The sequence below is a fragment of the Natronolimnohabitans innermongolicus JCM 12255 genome (assembly GCF_000337215.1).
Classification (GTDB): domain Archaea; phylum Halobacteriota; class Halobacteria; order Halobacteriales; family Natrialbaceae; genus Natronolimnohabitans; species Natronolimnohabitans innermongolicus.
In genome coordinates, this window is sequence record NZ_AOHZ01000043.1 from 1 (window position 1) to 13,134 (window position 13,134).

The window sequence follows — 13,134 nt, forward strand, 5'->3', positions numbered from 1 at the left end:
TGACCGATCAGGCGTCACCGAACTACCAAGGCTCACATCAGACCCCTTCTGTACGGAAGACCGCAGGGGAAGGGTCCTCATCTCCTTCGGATTAATCAGTAAACGCCGGTTGGTACATAAGGCCTTCGAACCAATCGTTCAGCGAGAGGGAGTCTCATACGGCACTGATTGTTCGAATGTACAGTTCGGCTAGTTGTCGTGTGGTGTTATCGCAGTTACCGAACACCACCGCATCGGATCGCATGATAACAGAACAGTACGGAATGAACGGCGTGAATGACGGCCGTGAGATGACGACCAGAAACGCATGGTCCGGTCGCTGCGAAGTTCGGGAGAGGGGAACGACGAAACGACGGCACAATCAGCGTCGTACGAGTATGGCCGCCAAGAGAAGTGAGCCAGTTCGGAGAATCTGCTGGAAGGGGGCCACTCACGATACTCGCAAACGACATTTTCGGCGTTCAACTCGAGGGAACTGTGCGTTCGCCGCTCACAGTTTCGTTTGCGCTATTCGAAGCAAACGTTGATCAACGTGGCTCGCTCGATGTCGCCGGAAAAGGTGTGGTAACTCGAATGTGAAAGCCCTGCCCGGTTCGCTGCGCGGGCTGTGACTTCCAGGGTTCAAATCCTCGCGGCAACACGTGCTCGCGGCTCACGAATTAGTTCGCAGCAGAAGTGGGCCAACTCGGATTTGAACCGAGAGCCTCCACCTTATCAGAGTGGCGCTCAACCTGATTGAGCTATTGGCCCGCGTTTTGCGCTTCGCAATCAGTAGTTGACGGCTGGGATGTTTAAGCGTTTCTTTCTGTTGGTCCCGTGGGAACCGCTACCGGGCGGAGGGGTCGTCCGAATCGTCCAGGTCGTCGGCATCGGACGTGCGTTCGTCGCCGAAGTCGATCGTGTAGCCGTCCGTCTCGGAGCCGCCCTCGACCGTGTAGTCGTCGGCGCCGAGATCGTAGGTGCCGTCGGCCGAACTCGAGTCGGCCTGTCCGCCCTGTGACCCCCCGTTCGGGAACCCCATCGTGTAGACGTTGCCGCTGGCGAAGCCGCCGGTTTTCTTGTCCGCGTACGGGACGATGACGTACCGTTTGAGCGCGGCGCGGATCGGCATTCGCGTAAACGGGACGACGAACAGGAACCCGATCGCGTCGGTCACCAGCCCGGGCGTGAGCAGGAAGGCGCCGGCCGCGATCAGGAGGCCGCCGTCGAGGAGTTCGTTGGTTGGTGGCTTCCCCTGGGCCAGCGACCGTTGCATCTTCCGTACGGTTCGGCGACCCTCGGCACGGACGAGGAGCATGCCGACGAGTCCGGTCAGGACGACGAGCAGCACCATCCCGACCCAGGTAATTTGTCCGACCTCCCAGACGACGATGCCGAGGAGCATCGCGTCGAGAAACGGGATGAGCAACAGAACGGCAATCCACCGGAGCATGCCACGACCTAGCCGGCGGAGGGTGAAAACGCTTTACTCTCTTGTCTCGTTGAGCGTTGGACGGCAGCCGTCGAGATAAGCCCGTCTGGACGGACTCGAGGGGGGGACGGACGCGTCGGTTGGTGGCGGTTAGGAGCGAACGAAGGCCTTACCCACGCGACAGCCGAGACTCCGGTATGGACGACCCAACGCGTGTCGAGTGGCGCGAGTGGGGCGAGGCGGCCTTCGACGAGGCGGCGTCGGCCGACAGTCCCGTCTTGCTTTCGCTTACGGCGACGTGGTGTGACCACTGCCACGAGATGGACGAGGAAACCTACGCAGAACCCCGCATCGCGGCGAACGTCAACGACAGCTTCGTGCCGATTCGAGTCGACGTGGATCGCTACCCGCGCGTGCGTGATCGGTACAATATGGGCGGATTTCCGTCGACGGTCTTTCTGGCGCCGGACGGGTCGGTACTGACCGGCGCGGGCTATCTCGGCCCGGACGGAATGCGACAGGTCCTGGACAGCGTTCGGACGATGTGGCAGACGAAAGGCAGCGGCGCCGGACGGATCCCGCGGCCGCTGCGCGAGGACAGCCCACCCGCCGGCGAGCTCACGGCCGACGTCGAGGCGGCGATGCTCGGCCAGCTGAACGAAACGTACGACGAGGCCGCTGGTGGCTGGGGACAACGTCCGAAGTTCCCGCTGCCCGACGCCCTCGAGTTCGCCCTGAAGCGCGACCAGAAGATGGCGCTGCGGTCGTACGACGCGGTCAGTGCGAACCTGCTGGACGAGTACGACGGCGGTTTCTATCGCTTCGCGGCCGAGCGAGACTGGGCCGGGTTGCAACACGAGAAGCTCGCAGATTCCAACGGTGCGCTCGTGCGCGCGTTCGCGAACGCCTACCTGCTGACCGGTAAGGACGAGTACCGCGAGCCGGCCGAGCGGACGATCGATTTCCTCACGACGACGCTGTGGAACGACGCGGTCGACGCCGTCGCGAACAGTCAGGCGCCGGGCGAGGACGCCGCGCACACGATCGACGTCACCGATCGCGCCACGGCCGACGAGCCGCCGGTCGATCGGGGCGTTCTCGCCGGTCCGAACGGACTCGTGATCGAGGGACTGCTCACGTACTACGCGTACACGGACGACGAACGCGCTCGTCGGTACGCCGAGCGGGCCCTCGAGACGGTGCGGACGGAACTGCTGAGAAACGGCGTCGTGATCCACGGACTCGAGGGAACCGACGACGAACCGACCGCGCCGCTGTCGGCGGCCACTGACGAGGACGGCGAGCCAATACCGTTGCTCGCGAATCAGGCGCGCGTGCTGACGGCGCTGACGACGGCTGCGAGCAGTATCGGCGTAGAAGCGGACGTGCTCGCGGACGCGACGGCGGTCGCCGACGCGACGATCGACCGGCTCCGCGACGGGGATTCGTTCGTCGACGGGCCGGAGGCGGGCGCCGGGTTGCTCGACCGACCGCTTCGGCCGCTGGATACGAACGTCGCCATCGCCGACGCGTTGCTCGAGCTTGCGGCGGTGACGGGCGACGACCGATACCGTGATATCGCGCGAGAGACCCTCGAGGCCTTCGCGGGCGCGAGCGATCGTCTCGGCGTCCAGATGGCCCGATACGCGACGGCCGTCTCGCGGCTGCTCGAGGGGCCCCTGGTGATCCGGGTCGGAACTGAATCCGGGACTGACCTCCACCGCGCAGCGTTGCGGATGGCGGATCACGAGAAGGTCGTCGTCCCTGAGGCCGACGCCCTCGAGTCGGGAACGGCGCGCGTCGAGCGCGGTAACCGAATCTCGGAGACTGCCGAAACACCTGATGAGTTGAGCGAACGCGTCCAATCGATCCTCGAGTAGCGTCGACAGGCGGTCTCCGGCCATCACACCGTTCAGCGGTCAAACCACCACAGTGTTTATGTTTCTTCGGTTGGATCCCTCATCATATGGCCAGTCTCAGGGATCTCGGGCTTTCCGAATACGAAGCCCGAGCGTACCGCGCGCTGCTCAACACCGGCCCCACAACGGCCAAGGAGTTGTCACGCGCGAGCGACGTGCCGATGGGACGGATCTACGACGTCCTGAACAGCATCGAGCAGTACAACCTCGTCAGGAGCCAGACGGCGAGTCGCCCGAAGAAGTACGTCGCCGTCGAGCCGTCGACGGCGCTTGATCGCTTGCTCGAGGACAAAAAACGCGAACTCGAGGAGAAGGCGGACCAGTACGAGTCGATCGTCGACGATCTGGCCGACGAACTTGACGCCGCCGAGCCGGTCGAAGACCAGTTCTGGACGGCTGCGGTCGGACCCGAGGAGACGATCGACCTGTTGCTCGAGCGGCTGGCGGCCGCGGACGACCACATCGTCATGGTGTCTGCGGATCCGGCGCCGCAGTGGGATCTCCAGGCGGTCAGCGAGGAGGTCAACGCGCAACTGGAAGACGCCCTCGACCGGGGCGTGTCGGTTGACCTCCTGATGACTCGCGACATGGTCGCCTCGCTCTCGGAGGACGTCGGACGACGGTATCGGGGAACCCATCAGGAGCGCAAGGACTTCGACGTTCGAACGAACGACGATATCTCCGGCTCGTTCAACATCATCGACGGCGTCGAAGTCTGCATTCAGGTGCCAAACCCGCTTTCCTCGAGCGAGGCGTTCGGGATGATCGATCTCAAGGATCCGGAGTTTGCCGCGAACGTCCACGAGGAGTTCGTTCCGCGCTGGCAGGATGCCGAACCGCTTCAGTTCTGACTGGGAGACGGTTCGAACCCGGAGAAAGACAGTTAGTGCGGACGCTTATCGCGCTGCGTCGCCGTCGACCTCATCGCGAAGCGTTCCCATCTCGACTTTTCGCTCGGCGTGGGCGTTGTGCTGGTGGATCGACTCGTCGTTGGACTGTTTCATCGTAATCACCGCATCGTCGGGCAAGTGGCCGAACTCGTCGACGACGCCCTCGGCTAACGCGCGCACGCAGTCTTCGACGAACTTCGCGTCCGCGTGGGCCGCGTAGGTCATGTGGTCCTCGTCCGGGCGCTTCGCCAGGTTGTAAATCCGAGCGCTCATCGCGTCGCGAGCGATGTCGATGACGTCGTTGAGATCGACCTCGGGATCGCCGCTCGATTCGACGGTCAGCGTCGCGTGACCGCGCTGGGAGTGACCCGGCTGGGGCACTTCCTCGAGGAATTCGGTGATCGTCTCGCCCTCGACGCCCAGGTTCTCGAGGGTCTGTTTCGCCCGCGCGGCGGACATCCCCTGCGAGCAGGGACAGACGGTCATCCCCGTCACTTCGGCGCCGATCTCCTCGCGGGTGCCCTCTTCCGTCGCGGTCGCGGAGGCGATGATGTCGACCGTGTGCTGGGTCTCGCGGTCGCTCGCCGGCGTCTGCTCGCGGCGCATGAACTCCGCTTCCATCGAGACCTTGGCGGTGGAGGTGTAGTCGTGTTTCTCGAGCAGCCGCTCGGCGGCGTCGCCGCAGACGTCCTCGACGCGGTAGGCCTCCTCGCGGGTGGCCTCCTCGAGGATCTCGTCGATAACCTCCATGTTGCGGCTCATGTCGGCACCCTTGCGCCAGGCGGGAAGGTCGACGAAGACTTCGAACTCGGCGGTGAGAACGATCGGGCGCTTGCCCTCGCGGGCGATTTTGACGAGTTTGTCGACGCCGGTGACACCGACCTGGCTCAGGCCGACGGTCACGTCGGGCGACGTCGCCTGCACGTCCGGAAGCTGGTGACTCATTGTCCGCATTCAGGGCAGGGGCCGATTCAACCTTTCGGAAGGCGCAGATGTCGGCGTTCGCCCGCCCGCGATTCGAACGGCGAATTCGGGGACGGAAGCAACGGACCGACCCCCGATCCGAGTCGCAGTGACTCGAGTTCGATCGCTCGTTCGTTAAGTAGTTCTGGTCACAAGGTGGAGATACGACGGGAAGCCGTCGTTCTCACTGACGTCCACTCGTTTCGACAGTCGCGACTCCGGTCCTCCTCGTCGTGACCGAAATCGGCACGGGACGAGAGCACGGTCGCTTCTCCCCGTCGGTTGTCTTCCCGCCGGTCGCCGTCCGTTTAAGTAGTTCTGGTCACAAGGTGAAGATACGACGGACGAACGGTTCTCTCAGAGGTCGAATTCCGTAGCGACGGTGCTCGCTCGATATCGGTCGCTCCCGTCCCGCTTTCGAATGCTCGGAGCGACGGTCACGTGCGGAACGTACACGCTGCCGTCGCCGACTCGAGACAACGGCGAATCCGCGTGATCCCGTCCCCTCTTTAAGTGCCTCTGGTCACAAGGTGAAGCTATGACGGGAAACTGCCGTTCTTCGGACCTCACGATCGGCCAGCGTCGGCTCCGGTCAGTATCCGAGCGGTAGCCGGACGACGACCGATCGGCGAGTCTCTTTAAGTGCCTCTGGTCACAAGGTGAAGCTACGAAGGGCTTTCTGGCAAATCGGTACCGACACTCGAGCCACAGCTATGTCGTCCGTCCCGAACTCCGTCGCCGAGGCTGTCCAAGAGCTACTGACGGCAGTCGAACGCGAGTACAACGTTCGCATCGCGCTGGCGGTCGCCCGCGGGAGCCACGCCTGGGGTGCGGCGGGCCCGGACAGCGATTATGACGTCGGCGCCGTCTTCGTCCCGGCCGACCTCCGGACGTACGCCCACCTCGAGGGGCCGGTCGAGGTCGTCCACGAGGACGGGGGATCGATCGTCGATTCCGGCGGTGACGACGGCGGGCCCGAAATCGAACTGCAGGGCTGGGACGTCCACACGTTCGCGCGGCTGCTCGCCGACTCCAACGACGGGGCGATCAATCTCCTCCGGAGTCCGATCCGCTATCGAACGGCGTTCGATCCGGACGCCCTCCGCGCGTACCTCGAGTCGACGTACAACCCGATGGATCTCTACCACGCCTGGCGCGGCATCGCGACGAGCAACTACCGCAAGTACGTCTCACACCATCTGGTCGACGGCGATGCACGGCTGTACCCCATTCTCGAGGTCCGCGAGGACGCCTACGTCGTCGAGACGCCGGGCTCGGCGGGCCCGACGACGGTCGCGGCCGACGACGAGCGCTACACGGAGACGCAAACGAAGCCTACGGTGAAGCGAAACCTGACGATCATCCGCGCGGCGATGTCGGCGCGCTATCTGAAGGCGACCGGCGAACGCGGCGATCACGACCTCCCCGCGCTCGCGTTCGCTCGCTTCCTGACCGAGCAGGCGCCCGCCGTCTTCGACGACGACCGAATCGAACGCGCGCGGGAGTTGCTCGAGCGGAAACGACGGGGCGAGGGCGCGGTCGACGTCGGCGACGCGGTCGGTCGCGAGTTCGCGCACCCGCCCCGGGAGATCGATCCGGCGGTTCACGCCCGCGGCGGGCCCGACCCGACGCGTCTGGACGACTTCGTCGACGAACTCATCGCGGCGGCGCAGTAATCGGTTGGTGGACGGCGTTCGAGCGCGATTTCTTTTACGTAGTTCTGGTTACAAGGTGAAGATACGACGGGAGGGCGGTTCCTTATTCGGGTCGAACTCACTCCGGAGGGACGCGTCTCTCGGAGTTGTTTCCGAGCCCGTTCCTCGATTCGCTCGGACCGATGGACCACGGATACCGGAGCCCGAACCAAATGCGCCGTCGCTCTTTAAGTGCTTCTGGTCACAAGGTAGAGCTATGACGGGAGGACGTCGTTCTCTGGATTTCACAATCGACCAGCCGACGGTGTCCCGTTCGCGCACGTCTCCGCGGGATTCACCGATCGGGAGGTCGCCTCGTCCTTAAGTGCTTCTGGTCACAAGGTAGAGATACGACGGGAACGCGTCGCTTCTCACGGACTCACGAATCGCCAGCCGCCGGTATCTCGCTCGCGCTGGACGACCCCTCCTCTCGAGTCGTTCTCACTGCAGAGCCCCCATCCCCCGCTCCCGAGCGATGCGACGAGACGGCGTGACTACCGAGCGATCGATCCGATCGAATGCCGTCCTCGTTTCTTTAAGTGCTTCTGGTCACAAGGTAGAGCTATGACGGGAGACCGCCGTTCTCCGGAACTCACGATCGGACAGCGGCGGCCGCGGTTGTCGGTACTGAAGCCGCTCGCCGACCCGATATCGTTTACGTAGTTCTGGTCACAAGGTGAAGATACGAAGGGATTTTCGCGAACCGTTTTCTCGAGAGCGACGGCGCCGTCACACTCCAGTCGTGATTTCGGCGACTCCCTCGACGCGGAGACGGAACCTGTTACCCACGCTGGGAGTCACGATGGCCGACGATTCGCCCAGGAGGTGCCTTTTTCCGTCTGCCGGTCTGACCGGGAGGTAATGAGAGACGACGGTGCTGAACCCGGCCCGAGCGGTGATCGATCCGCGGCCGTCGGCGACAGCCCGACCCTCGAGTACGACGAGGACCGGCGCCTCGAGACGCGGCCCGGATCCGGGTCGCTCTCGCGGGCGGACGTACAGCGCGACTCGACGGTCCGCCAGTGGGGCATCGTCACGCCGAGCGCGACCGTTATCGGCCGTGCAGAGTCGCCCGACGCCGACCTCTCGGAGAGCGTGCGACGCCTCCACGACGAACAGCACGCGGCGACGCCGGGCTACAGCGAGCGAGCCCACCAGCTCGACCGGCTGCGGACGACCCAGGCGCTGTGTAACGCCCTCGAGGTGACGCCGTGGCAGCGCGACCTCGCCCTCGGCGTCATGGACGAGATCGACCTCACCGAGTTCGGGAGCCAGCGAGCCATTCCGAAGGTCGCGCTGGTGGTCATCCGCCACGTCGTCGACGTCGACCGCCAGCAGTACTTCGGTCTCGACGACATCGACGCGCAGGCGCTGTCGGCCGATCGGATGGACGACCTCTTCGCCCGGTACCGCGCCCACGATATCACCGACGAGGAGACGTTCGAGCGGCTGGCCGCCGAGTACGGCCTCGACACGACGAGTCTGAACCGCCTTCGGCGCGTCCTCAAATCCCAACTCGACGACGAGCTGCCGGCCTACGGGCGCAATCCGTACCGCGATCCCAACCTGCCGGACGTGACCGACGCGAGCGACGGCGCCGAAGGCGGCGTCGCGGCCGGCGACGAAGCCAACGGCGCCTGACCCGCGGGCGACCGCTCCCCCATCGCGCCAGTACTCGAGTCGAGTCCCGTACCCGACGGCAGCTTCCGGTTGCCGTCGATTTTTCCCGTCTCGCTTCCTATCGCGAGTATGTCCGAGCCAGCCGATCGACTCGCGCTCTACGCCGACTACGTCTGCCCGTTCTGTTATCTGGGCACGCAGTCGCTCGAACAGTACCGCGCCGACCGCGACGCGCCCCTCGAGGTCGACTGGCAGCCGTTCGACCTCCGAAGCGACAAGCGGAATCCGGACGGCTCGATCGATCACGACGCCGACGACGGGAAGGACGAGCAGTACTTCGAGCAGGCGCGACAGAACGTTCGCCGGCTCCAGGCCGAGTACGACGTCGAGATGGCCCAGGAGCTCGCCGTCGAGGTCGACTCGCTGCCGGCCCAGCAGGCCTCGTGGTACGTCAAACGGGAGTACCCCGATCAGTGGGACGCGTTCGACGAAGGTATCTACGAGGCGCTCTGGCAGGACGGACGCGACATCGGCGACGCCGACGTCCTGCTCGACGTCGCCGCGGACGTCGGGCTCCCGATCGACGAAATCGAATCCGCACTCGACGACGAGACGCTCCGGACCGAACTCGAGGACCAGTTCACGATGGCGCAACGGCGGGGAATTACCGGCGTACCGACGTTCATCGCGAACGACCGCGTCGCCCGCGGCGCCGTGCCGCCGGCCCAGCTCGAGCGGTTACTCGAGGGTGGACGCGACGAGACGCGCGGGTCGCGGCGCTAACCGTCGATCCCGTATCGAGTGTCCGAGTGTCTCGAAGACGCAGAACGGTACTACGGCCGGTCAGTCGAGCTTCTCGAGACTCTCCAGAAAGTTCCCTGGCGGCCCGACCAGCGTGATCGGCTCGTCCGCGACCGAGACGTCGATCGTCGCGGGCGGCTCGATCTGGCGCTCGTTTCGTCCGTCGCTGATCACGAAGCCGGTCTCCGCGTCGGAAATAACGAGTCGAACGGTGGCCGTCGGATCGACCACGAGCGACGGCAATCCGTCGCTCGCGGCCATGCCGGTGACGACGAGCGCGTCCGCCGACGGGTGGACGAGGGGGCCGCCTTCGCTCAGGTTGTACGCGGTCGACCCCGTCGGCGTTGCGACGAGCGCGCCGTCGGCGTGACTCGCGGTGTAGCGATCGCCGTCGACTGACACTTCGATCGTCGCCCCGCCGCCGTGTCCCCGGCGCGGGCCGTGGACGACGATCTCGTTTACCGCCGGCTCGAGCGTCCAGTCGTCGTCGACCGGCGTCGCCTCGAGGCGCGTGAGTTCCCGACCGTCGAGCGAGCCGGTCTCGCGGTACTCGTCGACGAGACCGGTAACGACGTCGACGGCGTCCGCGGGGACGACGGCGTTGAGGAAGCCGACTTCGCCGAGGTTGACGCCGAGGATCGGCGTCGGCCCGACCTCGCGGGCGACGAACAGCAACGTGCCGTCGCCGCCGATGCTCACGACGAAGTCGCGGTCGCTCATCTCGTCGACCGGGACGGCCGGTGCGTCGACCGCGTCGCCGGTCGCTTCGTCGACGACGACGGGGTGGTTCCGGTCGGATTCGCCCTCGCTTTCGTCGTCGCGGTCGTCGTCCGCTGGGTGGGACTCGAGGCGCTCGAGGCGCTCGACGAGCCTCGCGGCGAGACGCTGTGCGCGCTCGTTGCTCCGCTGGGCGACGAGTCCGACGGCGACGTCCATCGCCGGCGGCTACCCGCCCCGAGGCCAAAAAGCCACGCTTCCGGCGCCGAGGATCGACGCGGCGGCCGGCAACAACATTCATCGTCGTGGCACACACTCGAGTACGTGAACGGGCCCTCGACGGGCGCCGTCGCAGGTTCAGATGAGAGACGACATGCCGGCTCCGTACGGCCACCCACGCGCGTCGACGGTTCCGCGAGCGACGCAGTCGGGTTCTCGAGAGAGGCAGTTACGCGCTCGAGCGGACGGTCCGAGTCGCTCGATGCGCGCCGAGTCCACTCGCGTCCGACCGGTGGGTGGACTGTCGCGAAGCGAGACGAGGGCGGGTGGTCGCCGTGGGTGACGACGCCGGAAGCGAGGAGCGCGATCGCGACTGGTTCGAGCGCGCGATCGGCGCGACGGACGAGGAGTCCGAGGCCACCGACGACGGCGGAGTCGACGGCGAGCGCTCGAGCGAGGTCGACGACGTCGAGACCGCGTGGAACGAACTGGGCGCGGCGTTCGACACCGACGGTGACGGAGACGATAGCACGGCCGACAGCACAGGCGACGACAACGCAGCCACCGACGACGCGGACGACGGCGAGTTGTTCGACGACGATTTCGGAACGGCCCTCCAGAACGCCGACGGTCCGACCATCGACGCCGGTGGGGGGTCCGGCCCGGGCCCCGATCCCAGTCCCGACGGATTCACTGACCTCGACTTCGGGCTCGGCGGTCCGGGAGACGCCGATTTCGACGCGGCGGTCGACTCCGCGCTCCCTCGCCTCGAGGTAGGGATCGAGGGCCTCGACCGGATGATTCAGGGCGGCGTCCCCGAACGATCGCTGATCGCCGCCATCGGCAGCGCCGGCACCGGAAAGACGACGTTCGGGCTGCAGTTTCTCGAGTGCGGCCTCGCTCGAGGCGAGTCGGCGGTGTTTATCACCCTAGAGGAGAGCCGACGACGGGTACTCACCAGCGCGACCGAGAAGGGGTACCCCTTCGACGAGTACGTCGACGACGGCCGGCTGGCGATCGTCGACGTCGATCCCGTCGAGATGGCGAACAGCCTGTCGTCGATCACGAACGAACTGCCCGCGCTCGTCGAGGAGTTCGGCGCCTCGCGGCTCGTCCTCGACTCGGTCTCGCTGCTCGAGATNGAGGATCGGGCGACTCGTCGCAACGAGATCTACGACTTCACGCGCAGCCTGAAAGACGCCGGCGTCACCGCGCTGGTGACCAGCGAGGCGGCCGAGGAGACGGCTTACGCGTCTCGGTACGGCATCGTCGAGTACCTCACGGACGCGGTCTTCGTCCTGCAGTACGTCCGGCCGGCCGACTTCCGCGAGACGCGGCTGGCGATCGAGATCCAGAAGATCCGGGACGCGAACCACTCCCGCGAAAAGAAGCCCTACGAGATCACCGGGGAGGGGATCTCGGTGTATCAGCAGGCGAACCTCTTCTGAGCGCTGGTCGGTCGAACCGTCGCCGAACCCCCGCAGGGGGCTCGAGTCGGAACCGAGAGACAATTTCACGCCGGTAAAACCGCGTTGGGACGCCGTTCGCTCTCCATACTTTTGCGGCTCTCGCCGCGAGTTCGTTGCATGGCTCAACGAACGACGAGCGACGAGAGGCTGCCGCGGTCGGAACTCGCCGCGTACCTCGCCGCGCTCGCCGAGGAGTTCGATGGCGAAAGCGAGGAGATCAGCGTCGACGTCGGGAACAAATCGGTCTCGCTCAGTCCGCCCGAGGAAGTCGACGTCTCCGTCGACGTGATCGAGCGATCCTCGATGCTGCGCGGGAGTCGCGAGACGATCGAACTCGAACTCAGCTGGAAGCCCTGATCGCACCGAACGATGTCTGCTATCGACGCCGCCGTTATCTTCGTGCTCAGCCTCCTGATCGGCACCGTCGCGATTCTGGCCGGCGTCCGGGTCGTGCTGGATCGAGACGCCGGCGTTCCCAACGCGGCGCTGACCGCCCTGATCGGCGCGGCCGTCTGGGCGGTGACGAGCTACTTCGTCGGCTGGCTACCGCTCGTCGGCGCCCTGATCATGCTCGTCGCCTGGGTCGGCGTGATCAACTGGCGCTACCCCGGCGGCTGGCCGACGGCCGCGGGCATCGGCATCGTCGCCTGGGTCGTCGCCGTCGCGGTCGTCTACGCGGCCTCGCTGCTCGGGATCGTCGCGCCGGACGCGCTGGGGATTCCGGGCGTCTGAGCGCCGGCGGCCTCGTCGTCTCCGCGGCTGCCGGTGTGCGGTCGATGCAATGATAGCGGTGGGTATCGACTCGAGTCGGCGCCGGACCGTGTCGGTCCCGCGCGACGTCGAGATTCCCACGCGGGAGGAACGACGATAACGGCTTTGTCCCCGCACCCGCGTTCTTCGAGTAGATGTACGATACAGTTCTCGTGCCCACCGACGGCACCGACCGGGCGACGGCGGCCGCGACGCACGCGATTGACATCGCGTCGACGCGCTCGGCGACGGTGCAGGTACTTTCGATCGTCGACGACCGAGCGTTTCTGGTTCTCGAGGACGAACGCGTCGAAGCGGTTCGGGAGGATCTGCGCGCGAACGCCCGCGACGCGGTCGAAACGGTCGCGAGCGAGGCCGAAGCGAATGGGCTCACCGTCGAGACGATCGTCGAGACGGGCCACCCCGCCGAACGGATCGTCGAGTTCGCCGCCGAGAACGGGACCGACCTGATCGTGATGGGAACGAGCGGCGACGAGTACGAGCGAAACGTCGTCGGGAGCGTCTCCCAGCGCGTCGTCCGCGAGGCGTCCGTTCCGGTGTTGACCGTCGGGCCGACCGTCGACGACTGAGACGGATCGGTGCGCCGGCATTCCCGAGCGTTTGCGTTCGTCCTCGAGTCGCGGATACGTCGGCGTCGACGAACTGGGACCACACGACGTG

Annotated in this window: 12 protein-coding genes and 1 tRNA gene; 9 read left to right on the forward strand and 4 right to left on the reverse strand. The window is 65.8% G+C overall.

What is annotated here, in order from left to right; translation table 11 throughout:
- Positions 1-676: 676 nt before the first annotated feature.
- Together C493_RS09040 and C493_RS09045 are read right to left on the reverse strand one after the other, a co-directional pair.
- Positions 677-750: transfer RNA gene (locus tag C493_RS09040), tRNA-Ile, on the reverse strand.
- 76 nt (positions 751-826) lie between these two features.
- The gene (locus tag C493_RS09045; protein WP_007259125.1) at positions 827-1,432 is read right to left on the reverse strand and encodes an FxsA family protein; all 606 of its coding nucleotides are present in this window, start codon (positions 1,430-1,432) and stop codon (positions 827-829) included.
- Between the two features lie 176 nt (positions 1,433-1,608).
- On the opposite strand from C493_RS09045, the gene C493_RS09050 reads away from it, so the two are divergent.
- Both C493_RS09050 and C493_RS09055 read left to right on the forward strand, forming a co-directional pair.
- On the forward strand, positions 1,609-3,291 hold the full coding sequence (locus C493_RS09050) for a DUF255 domain-containing protein (RefSeq protein WP_007259126.1): 1,683 nt from the start codon (positions 1,609-1,611) through the stop codon (positions 3,289-3,291).
- An 86-nt stretch (positions 3,292-3,377) separates the two neighbouring features.
- Complete coding sequence (locus C493_RS09055) at positions 3,378-4,181, forward strand: TrmB family transcriptional regulator (RefSeq protein WP_007259127.1); 804 nt, start codon at positions 3,378-3,380, stop codon at positions 4,179-4,181.
- Between the two features lie 45 nt (positions 4,182-4,226).
- Here the strand turns inward: C493_RS09055 and mptA are convergent, their stop codons facing one another.
- Positions 4,227-5,165, reverse strand: coding sequence for a GTP cyclohydrolase MptA (gene mptA, locus C493_RS09060; RefSeq protein ID WP_007259128.1), 939 nt, complete (start codon positions 5,163-5,165; stop codon positions 4,227-4,229).
- A gap of 731 nt (positions 5,166-5,896) precedes the next feature.
- Between mptA and C493_RS09065 the strand changes: the two genes are divergently transcribed.
- The 3 genes from C493_RS09065 to C493_RS09075 all read left to right on the forward strand — a co-directional run bounded on the left by C493_RS09065 (position 5,897) and on the right by C493_RS09075 (position 9,280).
- Complete coding sequence (locus tag C493_RS09065) at positions 5,897-6,859, forward strand: nucleotidyltransferase domain-containing protein (RefSeq protein WP_007259129.1); 963 nt, start codon at positions 5,897-5,899, stop codon at positions 6,857-6,859.
- An 879-nt stretch (positions 6,860-7,738) separates the two neighbouring features.
- Positions 7,739-8,518, forward strand: coding sequence for a hypothetical protein (locus C493_RS09070; RefSeq protein ID WP_007259130.1), 780 nt, complete (start codon positions 7,739-7,741; stop codon positions 8,516-8,518).
- A gap of 108 nt (positions 8,519-8,626) precedes the next feature.
- Positions 8,627-9,280 carry a DsbA family oxidoreductase gene (locus C493_RS09075; protein WP_007259131.1) on the forward strand — a complete coding sequence of 218 codons (654 nt, stop codon included), beginning with the start codon at positions 8,627-8,629 and terminating at the stop codon, positions 9,278-9,280.
- 60 nt (positions 9,281-9,340) lie between these two features.
- Here C493_RS09075 and C493_RS09080 read toward each other — a convergent pair whose 3' ends face one another.
- A complete protein-coding gene (locus C493_RS09080) occupies positions 9,341-10,234 on the reverse strand; it encodes an NAD(+)/NADH kinase (RefSeq protein ID WP_007259132.1) in 894 nt (297 codons plus the stop codon).
- A gap of 326 nt (positions 10,235-10,560) precedes the next feature.
- On the opposite strand from C493_RS09080, the gene C493_RS09085 reads away from it, so the two are divergent.
- The 4 genes from C493_RS09085 to C493_RS09100 all read left to right on the forward strand — a co-directional run bounded on the left by C493_RS09085 (position 10,561) and on the right by C493_RS09100 (position 13,043).
- Positions 10,561-11,682, forward strand: coding sequence for a KaiC domain-containing protein (locus C493_RS09085; RefSeq protein WP_007259133.1), 1,122 nt, complete (start codon positions 10,561-10,563; stop codon positions 11,680-11,682).
- A 138-nt stretch (positions 11,683-11,820) separates the two neighbouring features.
- The gene (locus tag C493_RS09090; protein ID WP_007259134.1) at positions 11,821-12,060 is read left to right on the forward strand and encodes an amphi-Trp domain-containing protein; all 240 of its coding nucleotides are present in this window, start codon (positions 11,821-11,823) and stop codon (positions 12,058-12,060) included.
- A gap of 12 nt (positions 12,061-12,072) precedes the next feature.
- Entirely contained in the window at positions 12,073-12,435 is a 363-nt protein-coding gene (locus C493_RS09095) for a hypothetical protein (RefSeq protein WP_007259135.1), read from the forward strand.
- A gap of 173 nt (positions 12,436-12,608) precedes the next feature.
- The gene (locus C493_RS09100) at positions 12,609-13,043 is read left to right on the forward strand and encodes a universal stress protein (RefSeq protein WP_007259136.1); all 435 of its coding nucleotides are present in this window, start codon (positions 12,609-12,611) and stop codon (positions 13,041-13,043) included.
- The last annotated feature ends 91 nt before the right edge of the window (positions 13,044-13,134 follow it).